This is a genomic window from Paractinoplanes maris (genome assembly GCF_023544465.1).
In the GTDB taxonomy this organism is placed as follows: Bacteria; Actinomycetota; Actinomycetes; order Mycobacteriales; family Micromonosporaceae; genus Actinoplanes; species Actinoplanes maris.
Genome location: NZ_JALPVL010000012.1, coordinates 209,406 through 233,176, shown reverse-complemented (window position 1 = coordinate 233,176; position 23,771 = coordinate 209,406). Strand labels below are relative to the sequence as shown.

Below are 23,771 nucleotides of genomic sequence, written 5' to 3'. Positions count from 1 at the left end.
CCTCCGGTCTCTCGCCCGTCAACGCGCCCAAGAGTAGGGCGGCCCTCCGACGGAAACCCCAGACGAACAGTCCGCCGGAGGGAAAAATAAGGAAGATTTTCGGGCCGGTTTCGCGGCGTCACCGGAGGGGATACGCACTGCCATGGCGCTTGGAGACCAGACCCTGCCGTTCGCGACCAAGGGGTATGCCTGGCTGCCCGATCTGCGCCGCCGGAGTCAGGGCCGGCCGATCCCGATGCGGTTCGGCGGGCAGCGGGCGGTTGCGATCAGCGGACCCGAGGCGGCCCAGTTCTTCTATGCGGAGGGCAACCTCGAACGACACACGGCGCTGCCCGAGCCCGTCGTCGACACGCTGTTCGGCCGCGGGGTGCACACCCTGGACGACGAGGCGCACCGGGCCCGCAAGGCGCTCTTCGTGGCGCTGCTGATGCACCAGGACGGCATCGACAACCTGGCCTCGCTGACCGGCAAGATCTTCGACGAGGCGGCCGACGGCTGGCGCGGGGGCAAGGCGGTGCGGCTGTTCGACGAGTCCGCCAAGGTGCTCACCGACGCGGTGTCGCGCTGGACCGGCGTACCCGGGGACGAGCGCGACCGGGACGCCTTGACCGCCGATCTCGTGGCCATGGTCGACGGTTTCGCGACCCTGGGGCCGCGTCATGTGCGAGCCCGGGTGGCCCGCCGGCGCCGTGAGCACCGCTTCGCCCAGATCATCGATGCCGTACGGGGTCAGGAGCCGACGGATACGCCGCTGTCCGTGATCGCGCACCACCTGGAGGACGGCCGCCTTCTCGACTCGCGCACCGCCGCCGTCGAGCTGATCAACATCATCCGGCCCACCACCGCGGTGGCGTGGTTCGTGGCCTTCGCCGGGCACGCGCTCGACCGGTGGCCGGGCACCCGGGCCGCACTGCGGGCGGGCGACGACGAGTACACCCGGGCGTTCGTCCACGAGTTGCGCCGCTTCTACCCCTTCGCGCCGTTCCTCGGCGGCCGGGCGCGCCACGACCTCAGCTTCCAGCGCACGAGCATCCCGCGGGGCACCCTCGTGCTGCTCGACGTCTATGGCCAGCATCACGACGAGCGGGTCTGGCCCGACCCGTACGAGTTCCGGCCCGAACGCTTCCTCGGCCGACCGGTCGGCGCGTTCGAACTGATCCCGCAGGGCGGCGGCGACCCGCGCACGGGCCACCGTTGCCCCGGCGAGCAGATCACCATCGCCGTGCTCGGCACGCTCGTGCAGCGGCTGGCGAAACTCGACCACTACGTGCCGCCGCAGAACTCCAGCATCGACCTGAGCCGCGTCCCCGCCCGGGTGCACAGCGGCTGGCAGATCGTGGTGCCCTGAGACGGTGCCGAAGTGGGGCCAGACCGAGGCGTGGCCCCACTTCGCTCGGGTGCGCTCACCCGGATCCCGCTGGGCTGGCTTAAGACTGCTTGCGAGCGCGGCTCAGCGCCAGTCGATCTCCGCGCTGCGGTGGAAGGTGACGCCCAGCGCCTCGAACCGCGGCCCGAACTCGGCCAGCCGCTCCCGGAAGGAGGACCAGTCGCGGGCGGCCTGCGGGGTCCAGCCGATCTCGGCGATCGCCAGCAGGCGCGGGAACACCATGAACTCGATGTCGGCCCGGCTGCGCAGGGTCTCGGACCACAGCGGCGCCTCCACGCCGAGCAGCGACTCCTCCCCCACGCCGGGCAGGCGGTCGGCCGGATCCCAGTCGTAGGAGCGTTCGACGCTGACCAGGCCGGCCCAGTCGAGGCCCAGCGGCGACGAGTCGTCGTACTTCATGTCCAGGTAGCTGCGGTCGGCCGGTGACATGATCACCTGGTGGCCGGCCGCGGCGGCCCGGGCGACGCCGTCGTCGGTCGGCTCGATGCGCCAGTACTGCGGGACGGCACCCTCGGGCAGGTCGACCGCGGCCATCTCGTGCCAGCCGATCGCACGCTTGTCGTATTTGCCGGGCAGCGGCAGCACCCTGGTCATGAAGGTGCGGTAGTCCTCGGCGGTGGTGCTGAGCGCCTCGTCGCCGCCGATGTGCAGGTAGGGCCCCGGGGTCAGGGCGGCCACGACGCGGATCACGTCCTCGACGAAGGCGTACGTCTCCTCCCGGTCCACGCACAGCGAGCTGTAGCCGACCTCGGCGTCGGTGCGCGGCTGGACCGGCTCGCCGTCGCAGGTCAGCTCGGGATAGGCGACCTGGGCCGCGTTGACGTGGCCGGGCAGATCGATCTCGGGGACGATCGTGACGAACCGGGTCGCGGCGTAGGCGACCAGGTCGGTGTAGTCCTGGGCGGTGAGGAAGCCCGGCCCGGCGCCGTCGATGCCGGTGCCCGCGCCGCCGCTGACCTCGGTCAGGCGAGGCCATCCGTCGATCTCGAGCCGCCAGCCCTGGTCGTCGGTGAGGTGCAGGTGCAGGTGATTGATCTTGAATTGGGCGATGGTGTCGATGAACGACCGGATGTCCGCGGGCGCGAAGAAGTGCCGGGCCAGGTCGAGCATCGTGCCGCGGTAGGCGAAGCGGGGCTCGTCCTCGACGCGGCCGCCGGGCAGGACGACCTCACCCTTGACCGGCAGGAGCTGCCGCAGCGTCTGGACGCCGGCGAAGAGGCCCTCGACGGCCGGGGCGCGCAAGGTCACACCGTCGGCCGCGATGTCCAGCCGGTAGGACTCGGGCGAGGTCGCGCCGGCGTCGTCGTCGAGCTCCAGGCGGATCGACCCGCCGGGATCCCGCGGGACCGCGTAGCCGGTGGCCCGGCGCAGCAGGTCGGCCAGCTCGTCGGCGATCGCGGCGGCTGCCGGGGCGGCACTCACCGACACGTCGGCCGGGACTGCGAAGTCGGCGGCCGGGTCGGATCGGACCGAAACCGGTCGAGGAATGACATCGCCGAGTTGTCTCATCGTGGGAGGGCGCACGCGGCAAACAATAAACTGTCTTTCCATGTCGATCACGACCCGTCGCGCCGAAGATGCCGACACCGAGTTGCTGCACGATCTGGCCGAACGGACTTTCGCTCTGGCCTGTCCGCCCGGAACCCTCCAAGCCGACATCGACGACTTCATCGCCACCCACCTGTCGGTGGCCAGCTTTCGCGGCTACCTCGCCGACCCGCTGCGGATCATCCTGCTGGTGCTCGGTGACGGGGTCCCACTGGGCTATTCGATGCTGGTCAGCGGCCCGATCAAGGATCCGGACGTGGCGGCCGTGGTCGACGAGAAGGTCAGCGTCGAGCTGAGCAAGTTCTATCTCGCGTCGGACCGGCACGGCACCGGGGCGGCGGCCACCCTGATGGACGCCACGCTCGCCGCGGCCGCGTCGACCGGGGCCGCCTTCTGCTGGCTGGGGGTCAATCAGCAGAACGTACGGGCCGCCAAGTTCTACGCCAAGCACGGTTTCGAGGTGATCGGCGTCAAGCGCTTCCAGGTCGGCGCCGAGTGGCACGACGACCACATCCGCCGTCGCGCCCTGCCCTGAGCCGGGTCAAGCCGGGCTGATGTCGGCCCAGTCGACGAACTTGCCGGTGCGGTCGTCGCCGGAGGAGAGGCCGCGCACGCGGCGGTGGAGCCACGGGAGCACATGCTCGCGGTAATAGCGGGCCTCGGCCAGCACCCGGCGGCTCTCGTGCGGGCCGGGGTCGATGACGTGGGCCTCGGTCTCGTAGCCCAGGGCGGCCAGCACCAGGCCGGCCACCCGACGGTGGCCGGCCGCGTTGAGGTGGAGCCGGTCGGCCGACCAGTAGCCGGCCCGGCGGATCTCGGCGTCGTGGAACACGTCGACGAACGTGATGTCGTAGCGCTTGGCCAGGTCGATCGCCGACTGGGTGAGTGCCTCGCCCTTACGCCGCATCATGCTGCCCAGGGGCAGCCGCTCGGACGGGTCACCGCCGCTGAGCAGCACCATGCGCACGCCGTCCTCGAGGCAGCGCTGGATCGCGCGCTCGGTGAGCTCGGCCAGGCGCAGCATGTCGCTGCCGGGACGCAACATGTCGTTGCCGCCGCCGTTGAGCGTCAGCAGCGTGGGCGGCGGCGAGAGGGCCAGAGCGGCCGGGAGCTGCTCGTTGACGATCGGCTCGAGCAGGCGCCCGCGGATGGCCAGATTGGCGTATTGCACGGTCTCGCCCTCGCCGGCGGCCAGGCCGGCCGCGACGAGATCTGTCCACCCGCGAACCGAGCCGTCGGGCAACTCGTCGCCGACACCCTCGGTGAAGCTGTCCCCGATCGCCACATATCGCATCGTCACGCCGAACTTTCCCCTCTGCCTGCCGATGGCCCCTCGCCGACGCTAGCCCACCGCGGGCGGCCCGGACCCGCGGACGCGACCGGCGTCATACCGCGCCCGCATACCCCACCCGCGGCCGATCAGTCGATCAGCGGTTTCACGGCCTCGGCGACCCAGCGCACGTAGGCCTCCGGATCCTCGCCGGCCACCGGCTGCAGGATCACCTTGCTCGCGCCCGCGGCGGCGAACTCGGCCACGCCGGCGGCGATCTCGGCCGGGCTGCCCCACACGCCGGGATAGTGGGCCTGGTATTTCTCCATGTCGGCCATCAGCTTGGCCTCGGCCCCGGGCCCGGTCAGAGCGGGCAGGAAGACGACCAGCCGGGCATCGGTGACGGTCTTGGCCACCTCGGCGACCATGGCCGGGGAGGTCCCCCCGGCCAGCACGACGGCGTCGCCGACCTCGCCGGCGAGCGCGATCGTCTTGGGCCCGCCGGCCGCGACCGAGAGCACCGGCGGCACCGCGGGCGGCCAGTCCAGCCGAACGTTGTCGAGCTTGACGTAGGTGCCGGAGACCGTGACCGACTCGCCGTGCAGGAGGGCGCGCAGCGCCGTCGCATACTCCCTCAGCAGGGTGAGCGGCGAGGACGCCCGGGCCCCGACCTGACCCATCCACTCCTGGACGCCGTGACCGATGCCGGGCAGCGCGCGATCGCCGAACAGGCGGCCCAGCGTGGCGAGCTCCATGGCCAGCGAGGCGACGTTACGGAACGGGATGGGCATGATGCCGATGCCGACCCGCAGATTCTCCGTCCAGGCCAGGGCGGCGGTGGCGGCGGTGAGGCCACCGTTGAGAAAGCAGTCCTCCCAGATCCACAGCTCCTCGAGGCCGGCCTGGTCGGCGGCCTGGGCGACGGAGCGCAGGGTCTCGGGCGGATTCGATGGCAGGAAGATCGCACCGATCGTGGTCATGACCTGATTCTGCCCGGGACCTCCGACATTTTCGGACCGCTCGGCGATCACGGCTCGCATTCGTCGATTCTTATATAAGCCCTGCCTTAGTCTCAGGACGAAGTTGTCGGAGGCCGCCGATAGGTTCTGCGTGCGGATCGGCGCCACGGGGGCGCCGATCCGTCCAAATCGGATCTCACGCGGCTCCATGCAGGAGAGTCTCGCCGGTCTGCCGCACGCGCTCGCGCAGCTCCCCCGGCGACTCGATGGCGAACGGCACACCCAGCACGCCGAGCACCATGACCGGCCAGCCGAGATCGTCGGTGTTCATGCGCATGCGGCACGACGCGGGGGTGAGCTCCTGCGCGATGCCGTAATGGCCGATGAAGGCTCGCACCGCCGAGGCCGGCGTCTCGAGCACGACGGAGACGTCGTAACGCGCCGGGATCTGTGACATCCGCGAGCGCAGCCACGCCGCCGGGTCGCCGCCGGGGATCTCGCGCGGGCGGAAACGGGCCCCGGTCAGCGCGGGCGCACCGAGTCGGTCGACGCGGAAACTGCGCCAGTCGCCCCGGTCGAGATCCCACGCCACCAGATACCACCGCCGGCCGAGCGGGACGAGCCGGTGCGGCTCGACATATCGGGCGGCCGCCTCGCCGTCCTTCCGCGTGTAGTCGAAGCGCAGCCGCTCCTCGCCCCGGCAGGCCATGGCCAGGGTGGTCAGCACCGTGGCGTCGAGCGTCGGACCTCCCCCGAAGGCGCCGGGGGCCGTGACCTCGCGGAGAGCGTCGATGCGGCGGCGGAGGCGGGGCGGCAGCAGCTGGATCACCTTGGCCAGGGCCCGTACGGAAGTCTCCTCGAACCCGGCCACCGCGCCCGCCGCCGCCGTGCGCAGCCCGATCGCGATCGCCACCGCCTCGTCGTCGTCCAGCAGCAGGGGCGGCACCGCGGCACCGGCCTGCAACTGGTAGCCCCCGGCCACGCCGCGGCTGGCGTCGACGGGATAGCCCAGCTCGCGCAGCCGGTCGACATCGCGGCGCAGCGTACGGGGACTGACCTCGAGCCGGCCCGCGAGCTCGGACCCCGGCCAGTAACGGTGGGTCTGGAGCAACGACAGCAGCCGGAGCATCCGGGCACTCGTGTTCGCCATGAATCCAGACTCCGCCACATTGAGGTCAGAAAGTGTCCGCAAGCAACCCTAGCGTCGTGTCCATGATTGAGACACGAGGGCTGACGAAGCACTTCAAGGACGTGCGGGCGGTCGACGGCATCGACCTCACCGTCGCGCCGGGCGAGCTGGTCGCGCTGCTCGGCCCGAACGGCGCCGGCAAGTCGACCACGCTGCGGATGCTGACGACGCTGATCCCGCCGAGCTCGGGGACGGCCCGGGTGGCCGGTTTCGACGTGGTGCGGCAGCAGCGGGAGGTGCGCCTGCGGATCGGCTACATCGGACAGGGCAACGGCGCCGGCCACAGCCAGCGGGGGCGCGACGAGCTGATCAGTCAAGGACGGGCGTACGGCTTGAGCGTGCGCGACGCCCGGACCCGGGCCGGCCGCCTGGTCGACTCGCTGGGGCTGGCCGAGGTGGCCGACCGCCGGGTCTCCAGCCTCTCCGGTGGTCAGCGCCGCCGGCTGGACATCGCGATGGGCCTGATCCACGCCCCCGAGCTGCTCTTCCTCGACGAGCCGTCGACCGGTCTCGACCCGCAGAACCGGGCCAACCTGCAGGAGCACATCCTCGCCTTGCGGGCCGAGCACGAGACGACGATCGTGCTGACCACGCACTACCTCGACGAGGCCGATTCGATGGCCGAGCGGGTGATCGTGATCGACCACGGCCGCATCGTGGCCGACGACAGCCCGGCCCGGCTCAAGGCCGAGCACGTGGGCGACCGGATCGTCCTGGGCTTCGACGCCGAGACCGAGGCCGCCCGGGCCGCCTCGACGCTGGCCGCGTACGACCCGGGCCGCGAGGGCACCCGGCTGACCATCACCACCCAGGGCGCGCCCCGCCGGGTGCCCGGGATGCTCGACGACCTGCGCGCGGCCGGGCATCCCGCGGCCGAGGTCGAGGTGATCCGCCCCACCCTCGACGACGTCTTCCTCAAACTCACCGGCCGCAGCCTGCGCGAGGGCGGCGCCGCCCAGGAGCCCGCGAACAGCACCGACGAGCTCGTGGAGGTCTGAGCCATGACCACGTTGATCACCGACACCCGGACCGTCTTCAGCCGCGAGTTGAGGCCGGTGCTGCGCGACCCGTTCACGATCATCTTCTCGATGGTGCAGCCGCTGGTCTTCCTGGCGTTGTTCGCGCCCCTGCTGCCGGGCGCCGACGCCCTGCAGTGGTTCGTGCCCGGCATCATCGTGATGTCGTGCCTGTTCGCGTCGTCGATGACCGGTTCCAACCTGCTCTTCGAGATCCAGACCGGCTCGCACGAGCGGATGCTGGTCACCCCGCTGCGGCGGCCGGCGCTGCTGATCGGCCGGGCGCTCAAGGAGATCGTCCCGATGTTCGCCCAGGCCGCCCTGATCGTGGCCGTCTGCGTGCCGTTCGGGTTCCGGTTCAACCTCGCCGGCGCGCTGCTGGGGCTGGTCGTCCTGGCCACCTTCTGCATCGGGCTGGGCGCTCTCTCGTACACCTTGGCTCTGGCCGCCAAGAACCAGGAGTGGCTGTTCTGGACCGTGCAGCAGACCCTGATCTTCCCGTTGCTGCTGCTGGCCGGGGTGCTGCTGCCGATCGAGAACGGCCCGGGCTGGCTGCGGGCCCTGGCCAAGGGCAACCCGCTCAGCTATGTCGTCGACGCCGAGCGCTCGCTGTTCAACGGTGACATCTGGACGTCCGCGACCGTGAGCGGTGTGGTCGCCGCCGCAGCCGTCGCGGCCCTCGGCCTGTGGGCCGGCGTGCGAGCCATGCGCCGCTCGGATTAGTCGTACCGGGCCAGTACGGTCGGCGGGTGTTCAAGCTTCTGGGCCGCCTCGTCGAGGGCATCGCGCCGCGCACCACCGGTGCCGCTGTCGAGCGGCGCCGCCACAATCCGGATGCCGTGGTCGATTGCGCCGTCTACCAAGCCGGACGGCGCCGGCCCGGCCCGGCCCACTACGCCTCGGCGCGCCGGCGCCGGGGCGAGTTCCTCTGGCTGGGGCTGCACGAGCCCGACCTGGTGACCATGCGCTCGGTGGCCGAGACGTTCGGGCTGCACGAGCTGATCGTCGAGCAGACCACCGAGGGCGGGCACCGGCCGCTCGTCGAGTCGGCCGGTGAGGTGACCCGGCTGGTGCTGCGGACGGCCCGCTATGTCGAGCACGAGGAATTGACGGCGACCAGTGAAGTGGTCGACACGGGCGACGTGACCTTGTTGATCGGGTCGTGGTTCGTCATCACGGTCCGTCATGGCACGGCGGGCGCGTTGTGGCCGGTTCGGCGCGATGTCGAGAAGCGCCCGGAGCTGTTGCGGACCGGCCCGTGGGCGGTCGCCTACGCGGTGGCCAACCGGATGGTCGACGACTACCTCGCCGTCTCGATGGATGTCGAGCACGACCTCGAGCGGATCGAGGAGGAGACCTTCGCCACCCGTCGCTCGGCCGACGTGGCGCACTTCTACCAGCTCAAACGTGAGATGGTGGAGCTCAAGCGCGCAGTGCTGCCGCTGCAGGAGCCGCTCGTGCGGCTGCTCGACCTGACCGAGGTGCCACCGGCTCTGCGGCCCTACTTCGTCGACGTCCGCGACCGCCTGGCCCGGGCCGCCGACCGGGTGGCCGGCTTCGACGACCTGCTCAACTCGGTCCTGCAAGCCCGGCTGACACAGGTCACGCTGGAACAGAACAACGACATGCGCATGATCGCCGCCTGGGCCGCCATCGCCGCCGTCCCGACCGTCGGAGCCGGGATTTATGGGATGAACTTCACGAATATGCCCGGGATCGACTCCCGGTATGGGTTCGCGGTGACGATTGTGATAGTTCTTCTCGTCTGTAGCGGCCTCTTCTGGCGTTTCAAACGAGCGGGTTGGTTGTGATGATCCACGTCACCGCGAGTGACCGGATGACTCATCCGGGACCTCAGGCGCACCAGGTATCGACCGAACGGCCACCCGGATCCGCCGCTTACACGATCGTCCATACCGGACAGTATGTGAAGATCCGGCCGCTCTCCCGTAGCAACGCAAACCGGCGAGTAACTAACCTTTCATCGTCGTTCCGTGGGGAGGCTGTGTGACCGCGACCGAGGTTCGAGCGCCGCAAAGCTCGGTGCCGAAACCGGCCAAACGCCGCAGCGGCATCGTGACCGCCCTCAAGGGGCATGTCGATCTGTTCCTGAACGCCGGCTCCCTGATCGCGACCACCGCGATCACGTCGCTGTTCGGGTTCGCCTACTGGTGGGTCGCCGCACGTACGGCGTCGCCCGAGGCGGTCGGCCAGGCTTCGGCCGCCGTGTCGGCGATGACGCTGATCGGCACCATCGGCATGTTCGGCATGGGCACCATGCTGATCTCCGACCTGTCACAGCTGCGCGGCCCCAAGTGGGAACTGATCACGACCTGTCTGCTCGTGGCCGGCAGCGCCGCCACGGTCGGCGGCATCGTCTATGTGATCGTCGCCCAGCTCTGGATCCCGGGCCTGCAGGCGGCGCTCGGCGGCACGTTCGGCAGCGTCCTGCTGATCGCCGGCATAGCCATCAACGCGGTCACCCTGGTGCTCGACGAAGCCCTGGTCGGCCTGCTCAAGGGTCCGTTGCAGCTGATGCGCAACGCCTGGTTCTCGGTGATCAAGCTGGCGCTGCTGGGCGGTCTGGCCTTCGCGCCGATCACCCTGACCGGCAACGAGCTGCTGCTCACCTGGGTGTCCGGCATCGTGCTGTCGACCGCCATCCTGAGCGTCGCGCTGCGCCGCCGCCGCATCATCGACTCCGCCCGCCCCCGGCTCTCGCTGCTCAAGGGCCGCGGCAAGTCGACCTTCGACCACAACCTGCTCAACCTGGCGACCTACCTGCCACGGGCGGCGCTGCCGCTGGTCGTCACCGCGGTGCTGTCCGCCGAGGCCAACGCGTCGTTCTACACCGCCTTTATGGTGCTGTCCTTCCTCGCGATGGTGCCCGGCAACGTGGCACTGACGCTGTTCGCGGTGGCCAGCGGTGACAAGCGGGCGCTGACCTCCAAGGTGCGGGTCGGCCTGATGATCTGCCTCGGCGGCGGCGTGCCCGTCGCGCTGGCGGTCTCGTTCCTGGCCAACCCGATCATGTCGCTGTTCGGTGCGGAGTACGCCGAGACGGCCGGCGACGCGCTGCGCATCCTGGCGCTGACCTACGTGCCGTTCGTCTTCCTGCACTTCTTCATGGCGATCTCCCGCGTGCAGGACAAGGTGCGCGGCGCCGGCGTCTTCTCGCTCTTCGCGGGTGCGGCCGAGCTGGGCGCGGCCTGGTACGGCGGCAGCACCGGCGGCCTGACCGACCTGGTCAAGTGGGTCGCGATCGTGATGGCCGTCGAGACGGTGCTGGTCGCGCCGACCGTGCTGCGGGTGGTCTTCGGTGGCGCCAAGCGGCGGGGCGACAGCGCCAACACCACGATCATGACGCTGCACGAGCGGGCGTGGCTGCCGCTCGAATACATCCGGACTGTGGGGCCGCTCTACGGGGTGACCGTCGATGGCGTACGCCGGGCTCTGATCGGTCTGCACGCGGCCGACCCCAAGCACCGGGCCGTCTCGAAGCTCGACCGCGTCGGCGCGCGCTGGGAGCACATGAACGGCGCGGAGTTCGCCCAGTTCGTGCACCGCGCGGTGCAGGACTCCGGCGACTGGTCGCTCGACATGGACGGCATGACCCGCAAGCTGCAGTCCGAGCCGCGGGGCATCCACCCGATCCGCATCCTGGTCGGGGCCGGCTACGTGGCGATCAAGGTCTCGCACGCGTACGGCGACGCCGGCCCGGTCAACCTGCTGGTGCACGAACTCGTGCTCGCCGCCAGCCAGGGTCGCGCGGCGGTCATCCCGCCGCTCGAGCGCAACCGGATGGCGCTGCCCAAGGCCTGGTGGAAGCAGTTCGGCACCAAGCCGGCGCGCTGGAAGGAGGGCATCAGCTTCGCCCGCCCGCCGGAGCCCGTCGAGACCCGCATGCGCAAGTGGCAGCCCAACCTGACCGTACGCTCGGCCCGCTCGGCCACGACGCTCAAGCTGATGCGCCAGTGGCGGGACGAGTACTCCCCGGGCGTCACCACGTCGGCGATCACGTTCGCGGCGTTCACCGCGGCGCTCAACCAGCTGGGCCTCAAGCCCGACACCGGCGGGGCGACGTTCCTGGCCGACGGCCGGCGCTTCCTCGACAAGGACACCCGGATCGACAGCAACTTCTGCATGGGCCCCTACCTGTCCCCGCAGAACATGATGGACCCGGCGTCGATCAACACGACGATCAAGAACGAGCTGGCCACCGGCCGCATCCTCACGATGATGGTGCTACGCGAGGGCAAGATCGCTCTGGACGGCGCGCCCGGCATGCCCGACCCGTACCCGTCGGAGCTGGCCATCCCGCCGCGGCCCCGCCTGACCTTCAGCAACCAGGGCCGGCACGACCTGCTCGGCGACCTGCCCTGGTCGGTCGGGCCGGAGTGGCGGGTCAACCTGAGCGTGCCCACGCTCAACAGCCCCGAGGGCGTCACGCTGACCACCAGCGAGATGAACGGCGTGCTCCACCTCGAGGCGACGTTCCACGCGTCGACCTTCGACCCCAACCTGATCTCGAAGGCGATGGAGATGGTCCTGGCCGACCCGTCGGCCCTGATCATGAACGCGCGGCGGGAATCGGACGAGGCTACCCAGGTCCTCGCCCGGGTCTGAACCGTGGCGCCGCGTCGCGGTGCTGGAAAGCAAAGCGCCCGGCCAGTTCTGCTGGCCGGGCGCAACTATGTTCGGCGTAGCTGGCCGCCGCTCGTGAGTTGGCGGGTCCGTCCCGCCCCCGGTTCATCCGGCGCCGTGCTGGCCGCCACTATGTTCCGGCACTTCAGGTGCCGCTTTCGTCAGCTCCGCACGGGAGCTTGAAGCTGGTGTCGCTCAGGAAGGTGTGAGTCACGCCTGATCGCTGTGGCTGATGGTGGCCGCAGCGGGGCGAAGGCGCTCCGGTCGTAGGCGGACTCGTCGGTCTTGTTGCGCTCGAGAAGTCGCCGCGCGTTCCAGTCGCCTGGACAGCGGATGTCGACCCCGCCGTCTCCCAGACAACGGCCCGCATGTCGTGGTTGGCCCTCCGGCGCACGGGCAGCCATTCCGGCTCGCCGGCTTCGGCCGCCGGCAGTAGCGGGGTGAGGGGCGCCTTCAGCAGGTTCCGCGCGTCCGCGGCGGCGCCGCTCTTCGACCTACTTCGGGTGGCGGTCTCGTCGCGGGCAGGACAGCGGTGGCGGAACAGGTTCGGCGGCGCGCCGTCATGTTGTTCCTCCCGTCGCCTGTCCGCTGTCCTCGCGGTCCGCTGATCATGCTATAACGGCAATTTCGGACACAGGGCTTTTAACCGTTTCGTACTGGCCGTGAATGCGCAGACCGGCAGCGGTTCCCACAACGAGCGCTGTGTCGCCTCGATACACCCTCACGCGCGCCTCTTCAGCTCAGCCGTTTCCAGGCTTCCGAGGAGTACCGCTTTCCACCGGGAGCCAACGGAGCGGGCCCCGGCTCACCGACTCAATCAGTGGTCCCGGGACCCGCTTGCTTCCACTTCACCCGTGCCGCTTCTCCAGCTCCACCCCACCGCCCGGGCCCACGAGGAGCTCGAGCGGTGGAAGGCATGCAACGGTGTGCCGGATCCGGCAGCCGTTACGCAGTGGCGGACGCGCTGGGGGACGGCGACGGGCTCTGCCACGGCTTGCCCGAGGTGTTGCCACGGTCGCTGCCGGTGCCGTTGCCGCGGTCGCCGCCACGGTCGCCGCCAGTGCCGTTGCCACGGTCGCCGCCGGTGCCGTTGCCACGGTCGTTGCCACGGTCAGTGCCGGTGCTGGTGCTGGTGGTAGGGCTGGGGCTGTTGCTGGGGCTGGGGCTGGCGGTGCCGCCGTTGCCACGGTCGTTGCTGTCGCCAGGGCGGCCATCGCCAGGGCGGCCATCACCGGGGCGGCCATCGCCGGGGCGGCCATCGCCAGGGCGGCCATCGCCAGGGCGGCCATCGCCAGGGCGGCCATCGCCAGGGCGGCCATCGCCAGGGCGGCCATCGCCAGGGCGGCCATCGCCAGGGCGGCCATCACCGGGGCGGCCATCACCGGGGCGGCCATCGCCAGGGCGGCCATCGCCGGGGCGGCTCGGGCCCTGGTGGCTGTTGCGCAGGACCGGCATGGCGAGCGAGAACGACTTGAACTGGGTCCGGTCGCGACGGCCACAGGTGTCGAAGGAGATCGTGGCACGGAGGCGCGCGATGCCGGCCCGATCGAAGTCGGGGTTGACCTCGATGGCGGTGAAGTCGGTGCGGCCCGGACGCAGCGTGTCGCCGCGGGTGAAGGACGAGAAGCGCTTGCGACCCGGGTAGTCGACATCCACGTCGCGACCACTGACCCGGACCTCGACGTCACAGATCGTCTGGTCCGTGCGCCAGTAGAGCTTGACCAAGCTGTCCGTGTTCGCCTTGACAGCACCCAGCCAGCTGGAAGCCGGCTGCGGGCCCTTGGCGGGCGCCGCCGAGACGGGCGCCGTGGCGGTAACCGTAGCCACGCCGACCGCTGCGGTGGCCATGGCCATGAGCGCCCCGATACGCCGACTGCTGTTCATTCCAAATCCTCCAGAGACTGATGGGTGTCCGGCAGACTGCCAACCGACAAACCGGACACTATGACCACCAAACGATCCCAGGCCGCGTTTAGGTAGCGTTTCAGACGAAAACCTCTTACTTGGACCAAGTGTTTAGTCGCGGTGAGCCGAAAAGCTGATGTTGATCCACTTCCGGTCGGAACCCATGACGTGCTCGCCATCCGAAACAGATTCCTGATTGCTCGCAACTGATGATCAATTGCGTCGCCGAGTACAGCTTCACCACTGCTTATAGAAATTCAAGAATGGAAGGCACTGCGCATCCGCAACGATGCGAGACGCTCGACACGCCCGCCCTGCCACCGGCGTGTCGGCGACCACTGGGCCCCGGACCCGGCACAGCGGCAGGCGAAGTGGATCTCGCGGGATGGAAGCGAGTCCTGGGATCACCGGGCGCTGACCAAGACTTGTGCCGTACGTCTGAGGGGTTGGGTTTTGAGGTCGTGCCCGTTCTTTCGTAAGACTCGGGCCCTCGCGATGGTCTTATGCAGGACGGTGAAGAGGTTTGGCAAGGAGGGGGAACTGATGTCGCTCAGTGGGGCGCACCGGGCGGCCTTTCGGCGGGAAGCGGCTCGGGAAGGGCGTGTCTTCACGATCCGGGACCCGGAGGGGATTCCGGCTCCGGTGGGAGGCGATGGGCGGCGGGCCGTGCCGTTCTGGTCGAAGCCGACTCGGGCGGGACGGGTGGTGGAGCAGGTTGATGCCTATCGGGGGTTCGAACTGGTGACCGTCGACGTCGGGGAGTGGCTCAGCGGGTGGCTTCCGCGGCTCGAGAAGGACGGGATGCTGGTGGGGGTGAACTGGGCCGGTTCGCGGGCTACGGGGTACGACCTCTCACCGGCGCAGGTGCGGCAGTGGTTCGCGGACCAGCCGGCGCCCGACGAGGGTGAAACCGAGACCTCCCGGACGTAGTTGAGGATGGTGCATGCCCCTATGCTTGCGGCACAGCAACCAAAGGGGCTTTCCGTGCGCAGTCTGCAGATCCTCGTCGTGGACGATGACGACGCCGACGCCCTCATGATCTCCGAGGCGTTGGAGAACGCCGGTACGGAGACCAACGTCGAGCGGGTGGCTGACGGGCGTGAAGCGCTGGACTATCTGCGGCGCGAGGGTGTCTACGCCGAGGCGGTCCGGCCCGATCTGATTCTGCTCGACCTCAACATGCCGCGGATGGACGGGCGGGAGACGCTCGCCGCCATCAAGTCGGACGAACAGTTCAAGGCCATTCCGGTGGTGATACTGACGACGTCGGGCGCGGCGCCGGACATCGCCTCGAGCTACCAGCACCGGGCCAACGCTTACGTCACCAAGCCGTTCGGCCTCGACGACTTCGAGGCGACCGTGCGGCAGATCAACCGCTTCTACCGCGAGGTCGCCACGCTCCCCAGCGACCGCGAACTGTAGGTCACAGCTCTTCCCGCGCGAGTCACGCCTGGTGAAGGCGTTGCGACCGACCACTCGCGCCGCACCGTCAACGCGCGCGAGCCTGGCATCGCACACCGCTGTCCCGGCCCACGACCTACCTCCTGGTCCCAACCGCAGCCTGCGCGCGCCTCGAGCACGGCCTGCGCGCTGCCCCGAGCCCGGCCCAGACGCTGCGCGTGGCGCTGCCCCATCGCAACCTGCCTGCCTCCCTCGGGCGCGACCTGCGCCCTTCCCTATCCGGCTTTCCTCGGACGCGGCCTACGACACGGTGGCCCCGCCTGGTGCGAGGCATAGGGCGCGCCGCGGGCGGGTACCGGGAAGGCCATGACCCAGAACGAAGCTCCCGAGGACCTTGGCGCGCCGGTTGCTTATCTCGTACTCAAGGACGGCACACCCGTCTTCGACGAGTCCGGTGCGCGTGCCGGTGAGGTCGAGCATGTGCTGGATGACGAGCAGTCGGATGTCTTTCACGGGCTGATCATCAAGACGCCGCAGGGGCATCGGTTCGCGCCGGCCGACAAGGTGAGTGGGCTGTTCGAGCACGGGGTGATTCTCACCGTGCCCGGCGCTGACCTGCCGGAGCCGAGCGAGGACCCGGCGGCCCGGGTCGCCGATGAGGGCCTCCAGGACACGCTCAAGCGAGCGTGGAACTGGCTGGTCCAGCCCAAGTAGGCCAACCCGCGACACGCCACTCTCCACGCCAGTTATCCCGGCAACCGCTCGACACACCTGGCGAGCTTGGCAACCGCTGGACACGCCTGGTGAGCTTGGCAACGCTGAACACCCCGGGTGAGCCTGGCAACCGCTGGATACGCCTGGCGAGCCGGCACCCGCTCGACGGCGCCTGAGCCGCAGCCCGGACGCGGGGTGTCGCTGCGGTCGAGGCTCTGCCTGGGGTGATGCAAAAGCCGCGCGCTGCCTGAGCAGCGCGCGGCCTACGTGCGTGGCGACCTGGGGCCGCGGGTCAGTGGCGGGCCGTGCCGCCCCAGCGCAGCAGGGACGCGCCGACGGACATGCCGCCGCCGAAGCCGGCCATCAGGACGATGTCGCCGTCCTTGAGCGCGCCCTTGCGTGCCGCCTCGTCCAGCGTGACCGGCACCGAGGCGCTACCCACGTTGCCGTAGCGGTCGAGCGTCAGGTGGGTCGTGGCCGCGCCCAAGCCCGCCTTTTCGACCAGCTCGGCCAGCATGATGCCGTTGGCCTGGTGCGGCACGAAGTGGGTGACGTCCTCGACGGCGATGTCGGCCCGCTTGAGCAGGGTCTCGAGGGCCGGCGGGACGCCGATGTTGACGAAGTCGCGGACGCCGCGGCCGTTCATCTTGAAGTAGTGGTCGCCGTTCGCCACCGTTTCGGCCGAGGCCGGGAGCCGGCTGCCACCGCCGGGGACGTGGATGAGCTCGCTGGCCTCGCCGCGCGAGACCAGCTCCATGTCGAGGAAGCCGTAGCCCTCGGCCACCGAGCCGATCACCGCCGCCCCCGCGCCGTCGCCGAACAGCACGGCCGTGCGGCGGTCGCCGAAGTCGAGGATGCGCGAGTAGATGTCGGACGCGATGACCAGGATCTTGGCGTTCGGGTTCATCGCGACGAGGCTGTTGGCCAGCGCGACACCGAAGACGAAGCCGGCGCAGACCACATTGATGTCGAAGCACGCGGCCCGGTTGGCGCCGATCTTGTCCTGCACCAGGGTGGAGGTCGGCGGTTGCGGAGAGTCACCGGTGGAGGTCGAGACGATGAGGTAGTCGATGTCGACGGCCTCGAGCCCGGCATTGACCAGGGCCTCTCGGGCGGCCTCGGCGGCAAGGTCGGACGCGGCCTCGTGCGGCGCCGCGAAACGGCGCGCCTGGATCATCGTCTTGCGGCTGACCCACTCGGGGTCGGCATCCGGCACGAGACGCACCAGATCCGCGTTGGTGACCACCTCGGCCGGCAGGTACGAGCCGGTACCCAGGATGCCCACGCCCATGTTGCCCCCACTTTCGACGAACTCGCCCATCCCTGAGGAAAGAGGCTATCGGCTTTAGGCTATGACAGGCAGACAAGATCCGACGGCCGGGCGGACCCTGGCGATCAGCCGATCGGCCCACCGATGGCGCCCTCGGAAACGGCTCGGTAACAAGTCGAAACCAAATACACCGTGGTCGTTCGTTGCGTTGAGGGCCCGCACACGCAGCGTCACCAGGAACGTTGCATTTGCTGCCCAGAAAAGTCCTTTCGGCATCTTCAGATAGTGAAATCGCCTCGCGGACGCGGCGGCCCGTTTCCGACCCCAAGACCACGGAGTGAGGGCCGGCCATGACGGCCGACCCTCACTGTTATTCGCGTCTCAACGCAGCGCGACTAGCCTTCACGCAGCCAGGACAAGCCTGTTCCGTCTCCATGGAGCCAAGACGAGCCGCGACCCGCTGCAGCACCGATCGGATCGGGCGGACGTCAGCGCGACGAACGGTCCCGATAGGTCCACGCCCCGGAGGCGAGGCTGCCCGGCGACGGCGGCGCGGCCTGCTGCGGGATGCGGGCCGCAGCCTGTTCACGGCGCTGCTCCAGATAGGCCGCGGCCGCGCGGTCCTCCTCGGTCGGGGCGGACATCAGGGCGTACGCGAGCCCGATGATGCCGAAGACCACGGCCACGCCGATCGGGACGAGCATGCCGCTCGCCGTCGCACCCGGCAGCTGGGTGGTCGACGGGTCGGTGTCGACCGACATCGCGGTCATGCCGGTGAAGTGCATGCCGTTGACCGCGACACCCATCACGAGGGCGGCGGCGAAGACGACGAGCGGGCGGCGCACCGTGACGGCGAGCCAGAGCGCCACCGCCGCCGCGACCACGGCGATGCCGATCGACAGACCGACCCGGGTCATCCCGTACGAGACATCGCCGTGCAGCTTCATCGCGGCCATGCCCGTGTAGTGCATCGCCGCGACGCCCAGCCCGGCGATGACCCCGCCGGTCACGATGCGCAGGTTCTGCCCGCCCTTGCCGAGCAGCGCGATGGCCAGACCGACACCGACCGCCACCACGGCGATGATGGCGCTGGCCACGGTGAGGCCGACGTCGTAGCGGATCGGCGTGCCGACGACGCTGAAGCCCATCATCGCGACGAAGTGCATGCTCCAGATCGCGGTGCCGCCGATCGACACCGAGGCCAGCACGAGCCACCAGAAGCGCTCGCCGCGCCCGCTCGCACTCCGGAACCGGATGGCGCAGGTGAGCCCCAGCATTGACCCCAGAACGGACAAAACATAGCTGATGGTGGGCGTGATCCACCCATGGTCGAAGTGATGGATCTGCGCCATCGCGGTCCCCCTCTGTAAAACCCCGCTCCGGTAAGGCATCCTGCATCGTCCGGACGCGATCGCGCAGTGATCGTGACCAATCTGTGTCACAGTCCGACTGCAAACGGTCAAACAACGCCGACCGATTAGACGCCTGGTCAGCGGCTGAGTGATCATCCGACGGTCTGCAGCCCGCTGTCCGAACAGACAGTCGACATGTCCGAGGCGGCAGCTCCGACGGCCGCCACGGCGTCGGGTTCGGTTTCCCGGCCCGCGGCGGCGACGGCCGAGGCGTACGCGGAACCGAGGCGCTCGGCGGCGTCGGCCACCGGGGCGTCGGCCGTGGCGCTGCTCCGCACGATCGCGTCGACGATCCCCGGCGTCATCAGCGAGGAGTCGGCGATCGCGGCGGCCAGGGCAGTGCAGGTGAGAGTGCCGGGCGGGTCGTCCACGGGCAGCGCGGACGACGGCGCCGCACTGCTCGGTGGCACCGGCTCGGGCTGCGTGGGCTGTTGCTCCCGGGAGCAGCCGGCGACCAGCAGCAACGCGACGATCAATGGTACGAATCGGGGCACTTCGCCAGGTTAAGCGCGCTTCACCCCGTACGGGAAAGAAAAGGCCCGGTCGTCGCCGACCGGGCCTTGATCACTCAGCGTGGGGACCGCTCAGAGGTAGGAGCCTTTTTTGTACTCGTCCCAGCTCATGTTCCAGTCGGTCCAGCCGTTGCCGTTCTTCAGCTTCTCCTCGGTGCCGGTGACCGTGATCGGGTCACCCATGAGGGTGCGGTCGAAGAGCCAGGCACCCAGCGCCTCGGAGACGTTGACGCAGCCGTGGGAGACGTTGACCTTGCCCTGCTTGCCCTCGGACCACGGCGCGGCGTGGATGAACTGGCCACTCCAGGTGATCCGCTGGGCGAAGTCGATCGGGGTCTTGTAGCCTTCGCCGGCCGGCAGCTCGTCGGTCGTGTCGAAGATCGTCTTCTTCTTCTTCTCGATGACGACCATCGTGCCGCTCGACGACGGGGTGCTCTTCTTGCCCAGGCTGACCGGGATCGTCTTGATGACCTTGCCGTCCTGCTTGACCGTCATCCGCTTGGTCTTGTTCGAGACCGTCATGACGAACGATCGGGCGATCTTGAGGTCGACGGTGAGGTCGGACCGGCCGTAGTAGCCATTGCCCAGCGGGACGCCGGCCAGCGCGACCTTGTAGAAGACCTTGGAGTTGGCCATCCAATAGACCTTGGGGCGGTAGTGCACCTCGGTCGGGCTGGTCCAGTGCCAGGTGCCGACCTGGGCCGGGGTGGCGGTGACCTTCATCCGGCGCTCGACGTCGTCGCGGAAGCTCTCCGGGATCGAGCGGCCGAACCGGACGATCAGCGGCATGCCGACGCCGACCTTCTGACCGTCGCCCAGGAAGCTCGAGACACGGATCAGCTTGGCCGGCTTCGACATCGTGGTGAAGGTGCTGGTCGCGGTGTTCGTCTTGCCGTCGGCCTCGGGGCCGGTGACGGTCACCGTGATCTTCGCCCCCCACGGGAGGGCCTTGGCCGGGGTGAAGGTGCCGGCGTCCTTGTCGAGGGTGCCCTCGATCTCCTTGCCCTGGGAGTCGGCCACCTTGACGGTGGTGCTCTCCGGGTCCTCACTGGTGAACTTGATCGGGGTGATCGCCTGGACGTTCTTGGCGTCGGCGGCCGGCGAGCTCACCGCGACGGTGCTGGGCAGAGCCTCGGGCGTGGCGGCCTCACCGCCGGGCGAAGCACTGCTGCCCGGCTTGCCGCCACCCTCCCAGGAGGACGACTTCTTGTCGCCGTCACCACAGCCCGAGGCGAGCAGCGCGCTCGCCGCGACCAGCGCAACCGCGGCCTTTCTGAATCCCCAGGTCTTCATGGTCCCCTCACGGCGTCGTTCGTCCCGGCGCCCAATACTGCCCTTATCTTCCCCGGCTACCAATCCCGGAATCGTGCCGCCTGTCGTTCTCGGCCCACCTATTTGGTCCGATTTAGACGCAATGGCACCATTGGTCACTTGAGCGACGCGGGCACCGGCAGAGCACTGCCCTTCACGAACTCCGACCAGGGCTTGTCCCACGGCGTCCAGCCGTTTCCGTACGAGAGCTTGTCGCTTGTGCCCTTCACGGTGACCGGGTCACCGATCAGAGTGCGGTCGAACAACCACCGGGCATTGCCGGGGGCCACGTTGACACAACCGTGCGACACGTTGCGCCGGCCCTGATCGCCGACCGACCAGGGGGCGGAGTGGATGTACTGCCCGCTCCAGGTGAGCCGCTGGGCAAATTGGATCTCGGTGCGGTAGCCGTCCTCGGGACCGAGCTCGGCGGTGGTGTCGAAGACCGTCTCGGCCTTCTTCTCCATCACGACCATGGTGCCGCTGGACGAGGGCGTGCTCTTCTTGCCCAGACTCACCGGCATCGTCTTGATCGCCTTGCCGTCCTGCACCACGGTCATCTTCTTGCTGGCGTTGTCGACCTTCATCTCGAACCGGCGGCCGATCTTCGCCGTGGCCGAGCGGTCCCGGTCGCCATACCGCCCGCTGCCGGTCGGCAGTCCGCCGAGCCCGATGCGGACCTTGAGCGTCGTGCCCGACTGCCAGAACTCGGGGCCGCGGTAATAGGCCTGGGTGCCGTTCGGCGTCCACGACCAGACACCGGGCTGGGCCGGGGTGGTGGTGACGAACATGCGGCGCTGCACGGCGGCGCGGTCGGCCTTCTTGATGCCCGGGCTGAACTCGACCACGACCGGCATGGCCACGCCGTACGTGTGGTCGTCGAACAGATAAAGGCCGGTGCCGGTCCGCTTGCCCGGCTTGCCCATCGTGGTGAACGTGGTGGCGGCGGTCTTCGTGCTGCCGTCCTCGGCCGTGGCGACGACGCTGGCCGCGTACTTCTGCTTGGTCTTGAGGGGCGCGCTGGGCACCCAGGCCGAGCCGTCCTCGCGCAGCGTGCCGGCGACGGCCTTGCCCGCGGAGTCCTTGAGGGTGACGGTCGTCACCTTGGCCCCGGCGACCTTGAAGCCGATCTCGGCGCTGACCGGCACCTCGGTCTTGCCGGTGGCCGGGGTGACGGCGAGGCTGACCGGCACGGTGGCCGACTCCTCCCGGCCGGTCACGGCCGGGGCGCTCGCACTCGCGCTCGCGGACGGTGTGCCCACCCAGGCCGAGTCGCCGTCGTCGCCCTTACCGCACGCGGCCAGCGCGACCGGCGTGATCACCGCCATCGCCATGACTGCCACGAGCGTGCGCCGCATGCTGACCGTCCGTCCGTCCCGTTGTGAAGCTGCGGGGACATCCTGCCTCATGAATGCAAGAGATCGGTTCCTCCGTCCGGGTGGGTGGCGCCCCGTCCGGAGGTCCTCCGGGGGGCGATTTCGATGATCACCGGGAGCCGTGCTAACGTTTTCGTCGTTGCCAACGAGCGCCGCTAGCTCAACTGGCAGAGCAGCGGACTCTTAATCCGCGGGTTGTAGGTTCAAGTCCTACGCGGCGCACAGCAGTGACGGGGGGCGTATAGCTGACCAGCTATACGCCCCTCGATCTTTGTGTGACGTTGGTGGGACGTATGTGGGCGGCCCCGTTTTCTGCCTGTGGAGCGGATGGGCGGCCTGTTCACCGGCCGTTCTGCGGCGATGATCTCGACCGGTGCAGTGGTTTTCCGCGGGAGATCGTTTCGGCGGTGCAGGCGGCCCGAGTTAAGGGACGCCGCAGCGAGTACCGGCTTCGCGATGGCCTCGGCCGCGCACGCCAGCAGATCGGTCAGGACACTGGTGTAGGTGTCGGCGGTGAGCATGATGCTGGAATGCCCCAACTGGGCCTGCACCGTCTTGAGATCGATCTCGGCGCAGTGCGCGAGACTGGCGGCTCCGTGCCGCAGGTCGTGCAGCCGGACTGGGGCAGCCCGGACTCGAGCATGGGGTGGCGGAAGCGGCGAGTCAGAAAGTCCGGGTGCAGCGGCGCCCCGTCCTCAGCCACGAGCACGTAGCCGGAGTCCTGCCAGCCCTCTCCCGCGGCCCGCTGCTGAGCGCGCTGCCGGCGCCGGTGCTCGCGCAGCAGCCGCACAGTGTGCCGGTCGAGCGCGATCAGGCGGCGGCTCGCTGAGGTCTTCGCGCCCCGCAGGGTTTCGCCGTCCACCACGATTACCCGGAGATACCGGCGCGGCAGCGCCACGCGCGGTTGCTGGGTGCGGGCGTGCAGCCAGCCGGCGAGAACAGTGGCCAATAGGGCCGGATCGAGATGGATCAATAGCCGACACATCGTGGTGCCGGCCGGTACACCATCGGTGAAGCCGAGGCGAGTACGGGCCTGATCGTCGAGGTCATGTAGCCAGTCGGTGATCGCCGCGAACGAGCACGCGCCGGCCATGACCGCGCGGACCGCGACGGTCAAGACCGCGGACAACGGGCAACGGATCCCGCGTGGGTCACGAGGGTCGGGGACCTTCGTCAACGCGGCCAGGAGATCCTTGCGCTCACCGTCGGTTACCAGAGTCGGTGCAGTAACGGCGTAGGGTGTCGTGACGGTCAGTGCGGCAATGAGAGATGACGCCATCGGCGGGTGAGGTCCTCGGGGCTTCGTGCGGCGTAGAGAACTTCATGATCACCGACGTGATCTCGCCTGCCGCCTTCGCCCCACAGAGGCCAATCACACCACAGATCCCCAGCTCAAACGCCTGGCATCAGACTACGCAACGGCCCTGCCACAGCATCACCTGCAAGAGGCGGGCGGCGGTGAGAATAGCGAGGTTCTCCCCCAAGCGACACCACCGCCCGCCTCGCGTTCGGTGCACCAGCAGTGCGCTGTCGGCGCCTGAAGTTAATTGAGACACGAAAATGGTGACCGATTCCGAGGCACGCGGCGATCGACCCAGCACATCTGTCGCTTCAATGTTGGCGTCGAATCGCGGTGCTTGCCGAGTACCAAGCGTCAATCACCTTTGACGCCGGTAGTGGTCTCGGCCAGGCGATCGCAGTCGAATAGCTTCCCGTCGAGGATGACGTACGCTCAGCCTCCGGCGGCAGCCCTGGCGAGAGCGTCGTGAAGGTCGGGCCCTGGTCATCTGAGCTGGTCAGTGCCCGTTTCCGGCGGCGGGGTGCCGAGCAGTCAGCGTTGCGCGGCGAGCACGGGGG

The 23,771-nt window shown here is 69.3% G+C and carries 20 protein-coding genes and 1 tRNA gene; 10 read left to right on the top strand and 11 right to left on the bottom strand.

Annotation, left to right across the window (positions count from 1 at the left end; all coding sequences use genetic code 11):
* Positions 1 to 142 precede the first annotated feature (142 nt).
* A complete protein-coding gene (locus NAG42_RS32400; protein ID WP_250035734.1) occupies positions 143 to 1,348 on the top strand; it encodes a cytochrome P450 in 1,206 nt (401 codons plus the stop codon).
* A gap of 102 nt (positions 1,349 to 1,450) precedes the next feature.
* Here the strand turns inward: NAG42_RS32400 and NAG42_RS32395 are convergent, their stop codons facing one another.
* The gene (locus NAG42_RS32395) at positions 1,451 to 2,911 is read right to left on the bottom strand and encodes a beta-N-acetylhexosaminidase (RefSeq protein ID WP_250035733.1); all 1,461 of its coding nucleotides are present in this window, start codon (positions 2,909 to 2,911) and stop codon (positions 1,451 to 1,453) included.
* A 25-nt stretch (positions 2,912 to 2,936) separates the two neighbouring features.
* Here NAG42_RS32395 and NAG42_RS32390 point away from each other — a divergent pair, with 25 nt between their 5' ends.
* The gene (locus NAG42_RS32390; RefSeq protein WP_250035732.1) at positions 2,937 to 3,470 is read left to right on the top strand and encodes a GNAT family N-acetyltransferase; all 534 of its coding nucleotides are present in this window, start codon (positions 2,937 to 2,939) and stop codon (positions 3,468 to 3,470) included.
* A gap of 6 nt (positions 3,471 to 3,476) precedes the next feature.
* On the opposite strand, the gene NAG42_RS32385 is transcribed toward NAG42_RS32390, so the two are convergent.
* The 3 genes from NAG42_RS32385 to NAG42_RS32375 all read right to left on the bottom strand — a co-directional run bounded on the left by NAG42_RS32385 (position 3,477) and on the right by NAG42_RS32375 (position 6,314).
* On the bottom strand, positions 3,477 to 4,229 hold the full coding sequence (locus NAG42_RS32385) for an SGNH/GDSL hydrolase family protein (protein ID WP_250035886.1): 753 nt from the start codon (positions 4,227 to 4,229) through the stop codon (positions 3,477 to 3,479).
* Between the two features lie 125 nt (positions 4,230 to 4,354).
* The gene (locus NAG42_RS32380; protein ID WP_250035731.1) at positions 4,355 to 5,185 is read right to left on the bottom strand and encodes an LLM class flavin-dependent oxidoreductase; all 831 of its coding nucleotides are present in this window, start codon (positions 5,183 to 5,185) and stop codon (positions 4,355 to 4,357) included.
* A gap of 175 nt (positions 5,186 to 5,360) precedes the next feature.
* The gene (locus tag NAG42_RS32375; protein WP_250035729.1) at positions 5,361 to 6,314 is read right to left on the bottom strand and encodes a helix-turn-helix transcriptional regulator; all 954 of its coding nucleotides are present in this window, start codon (positions 6,312 to 6,314) and stop codon (positions 5,361 to 5,363) included.
* Between the two features lie 62 nt (positions 6,315 to 6,376).
* Here NAG42_RS32375 and NAG42_RS32370 point away from each other — a divergent pair, with 62 nt between their 5' ends.
* The 4 genes from NAG42_RS32370 to NAG42_RS32355 all read left to right on the top strand — a co-directional run bounded on the left by NAG42_RS32370 (position 6,377) and on the right by NAG42_RS32355 (position 11,995).
* A complete protein-coding gene (locus tag NAG42_RS32370; protein ID WP_250035728.1) occupies positions 6,377 to 7,351 on the top strand; it encodes an ABC transporter ATP-binding protein in 975 nt (324 codons plus the stop codon).
* A gap of 3 nt (positions 7,352 to 7,354) precedes the next feature.
* The gene (locus NAG42_RS32365; protein ID WP_250035727.1) at positions 7,355 to 8,092 is read left to right on the top strand and encodes an ABC transporter permease; all 738 of its coding nucleotides are present in this window, start codon (positions 7,355 to 7,357) and stop codon (positions 8,090 to 8,092) included.
* A 26-nt stretch (positions 8,093 to 8,118) separates the two neighbouring features.
* Positions 8,119 to 9,180: a magnesium and cobalt transport protein CorA gene (locus tag NAG42_RS32360; protein WP_250035726.1), complete on the top strand. Its 1,062-nt coding sequence runs from the start codon at positions 8,119 to 8,121 to the stop codon at positions 9,178 to 9,180.
* Between the two features lie 196 nt (positions 9,181 to 9,376).
* Positions 9,377 to 11,995 carry a lipopolysaccharide biosynthesis protein gene (locus NAG42_RS32355; protein ID WP_250035725.1) on the top strand — a complete coding sequence of 873 codons (2,619 nt, stop codon included), beginning with the start codon at positions 9,377 to 9,379 and terminating at the stop codon, positions 11,993 to 11,995.
* A 963-nt stretch (positions 11,996 to 12,958) separates the two neighbouring features.
* On the opposite strand, the gene NAG42_RS32350 is transcribed toward NAG42_RS32355, so the two are convergent.
* Entirely contained in the window at positions 12,959 to 13,867 is a 909-nt protein-coding gene (locus NAG42_RS32350) for a hypothetical protein (RefSeq protein WP_250035724.1), read from the bottom strand.
* Positions 13,868 to 14,413: 546 nt separating this feature from the next.
* Between NAG42_RS32350 and NAG42_RS32345 the strand changes: the two genes are divergently transcribed.
* The 3 genes from NAG42_RS32345 (at position 14,414) to NAG42_RS32335 (ending at position 16,033) form a co-directional block, all read left to right on the top strand.
* The gene (locus NAG42_RS32345) at positions 14,414 to 14,848 is read left to right on the top strand and encodes a DUF2750 domain-containing protein (protein WP_308201217.1); all 435 of its coding nucleotides are present in this window, start codon (positions 14,414 to 14,416) and stop codon (positions 14,846 to 14,848) included.
* 54 nt (positions 14,849 to 14,902) lie between these two features.
* On the top strand, positions 14,903 to 15,340 hold the full coding sequence (locus tag NAG42_RS32340; RefSeq protein WP_250035722.1) for a response regulator: 438 nt from the start codon (positions 14,903 to 14,905) through the stop codon (positions 15,338 to 15,340).
* Between the two features lie 345 nt (positions 15,341 to 15,685).
* A complete protein-coding gene (locus NAG42_RS32335) occupies positions 15,686 to 16,033 on the top strand; it encodes a hypothetical protein (RefSeq protein ID WP_250035721.1) in 348 nt (115 codons plus the stop codon).
* Between the two features lie 292 nt (positions 16,034 to 16,325).
* Here the strand turns inward: NAG42_RS32335 and NAG42_RS32330 are convergent, their stop codons facing one another.
* The 5 genes from NAG42_RS32330 to NAG42_RS32310 all read right to left on the bottom strand — a co-directional run bounded on the left by NAG42_RS32330 (position 16,326) and on the right by NAG42_RS32310 (position 21,896).
* A complete protein-coding gene (locus tag NAG42_RS32330) occupies positions 16,326 to 17,354 on the bottom strand; it encodes a 3-oxoacyl-ACP synthase III family protein (protein ID WP_250035720.1) in 1,029 nt (342 codons plus the stop codon).
* A gap of 437 nt (positions 17,355 to 17,791) precedes the next feature.
* Positions 17,792 to 18,655, bottom strand: a complete 864-nt coding sequence (locus NAG42_RS32325) for an MHYT domain-containing protein (protein WP_250035719.1) — start codon at positions 18,653 to 18,655, stop codon at positions 17,792 to 17,794.
* Positions 18,656 to 18,807: 152 nt separating this feature from the next.
* Positions 18,808 to 19,209, bottom strand: a complete 402-nt coding sequence (locus tag NAG42_RS32320) for a hypothetical protein (RefSeq protein WP_250035717.1) — start codon at positions 19,207 to 19,209, stop codon at positions 18,808 to 18,810.
* 90 nt (positions 19,210 to 19,299) lie between these two features.
* Positions 19,300 to 20,520: a L,D-transpeptidase gene (locus NAG42_RS32315; RefSeq protein ID WP_250035716.1), complete on the bottom strand. Its 1,221-nt coding sequence runs from the start codon at positions 20,518 to 20,520 to the stop codon at positions 19,300 to 19,302.
* A gap of 134 nt (positions 20,521 to 20,654) precedes the next feature.
* Positions 20,655 to 21,896, bottom strand: a complete 1,242-nt coding sequence (locus NAG42_RS32310; RefSeq protein WP_250035715.1) for a L,D-transpeptidase — start codon at positions 21,894 to 21,896, stop codon at positions 20,655 to 20,657.
* Positions 21,897 to 22,063: 167 nt separating this feature from the next.
* Between NAG42_RS32310 and NAG42_RS32305 the strand changes: the two genes are divergently transcribed.
* Positions 22,064 to 22,136 (top strand) — tRNA-Lys (locus NAG42_RS32305).
* 265 nt (positions 22,137 to 22,401) lie between these two features.
* Here the strand turns inward: NAG42_RS32305 and NAG42_RS32295 are convergent.
* On the bottom strand, positions 22,402 to 23,193 hold the full coding sequence (locus NAG42_RS32295) for a transposase family protein (RefSeq protein ID WP_250035714.1): 792 nt from the start codon (positions 23,191 to 23,193) through the stop codon (positions 22,402 to 22,404).
* Positions 23,194 to 23,771 lie beyond the last annotated feature (578 nt).

Coding starts and splice junctions, on each gene's coding strand:
- NAG42_RS32365 (WP_250035727.1), top strand. CDS start 7,355: ATGACCACGTTGATCACCGACACCCGGACCGTCTTCAGCCGCGAGTTG.
- NAG42_RS32390 (WP_250035732.1), top strand. CDS start 2,937: ATGTCGATCACGACCCGTCGCGCCGAAGATGCCGACACCGAGTTGCTG.
- NAG42_RS32295 (WP_250035714.1), bottom strand. CDS start 23,193: ATGGCGTCATCTCTCATTGCCGCACTGACCGTCACGACACCCTACGCC.
- NAG42_RS32345 (WP_308201217.1), top strand. CDS start 14,414: ATGGTCTTATGCAGGACGGTGAAGAGGTTTGGCAAGGAGGGGGAACTG.
- NAG42_RS32315 (WP_250035716.1), bottom strand. CDS start 20,520: ATGAAGACCTGGGGATTCAGAAAGGCCGCGGTTGCGCTGGTCGCGGCG.
- NAG42_RS32350 (WP_250035724.1), bottom strand. CDS start 13,867: ATGGCCATGGCCACCGCAGCGGTCGGCGTGGCTACGGTTACCGCCACG.
- NAG42_RS32335 (WP_250035721.1), top strand. CDS start 15,686: ATGACCCAGAACGAAGCTCCCGAGGACCTTGGCGCGCCGGTTGCTTAT.
- NAG42_RS32400 (WP_250035734.1), top strand. CDS start 143: ATGGCGCTTGGAGACCAGACCCTGCCGTTCGCGACCAAGGGGTATGCC.
- NAG42_RS32370 (WP_250035728.1), top strand. CDS start 6,377: ATGATTGAGACACGAGGGCTGACGAAGCACTTCAAGGACGTGCGGGCG.
- NAG42_RS32385 (WP_250035886.1), bottom strand. CDS start 4,229: ATGCGATATGTGGCGATCGGGGACAGCTTCACCGAGGGTGTCGGCGAC.
- NAG42_RS32375 (WP_250035729.1), bottom strand. CDS start 6,314: ATGGCGAACACGAGTGCCCGGATGCTCCGGCTGCTGTCGTTGCTCCAG.
- NAG42_RS32310 (WP_250035715.1), bottom strand. CDS start 21,896: ATGCGGCGCACGCTCGTGGCAGTCATGGCGATGGCGGTGATCACGCCG.
- NAG42_RS32330 (WP_250035720.1), bottom strand. CDS start 17,354: ATGGGCGAGTTCGTCGAAAGTGGGGGCAACATGGGCGTGGGCATCCTG.
- NAG42_RS32380 (WP_250035731.1), bottom strand. CDS start 5,185: ATGACCACGATCGGTGCGATCTTCCTGCCATCGAATCCGCCCGAGACC.
- NAG42_RS32325 (WP_250035719.1), bottom strand. CDS start 18,655: ATGGCGCAGATCCATCACTTCGACCATGGGTGGATCACGCCCACCATC.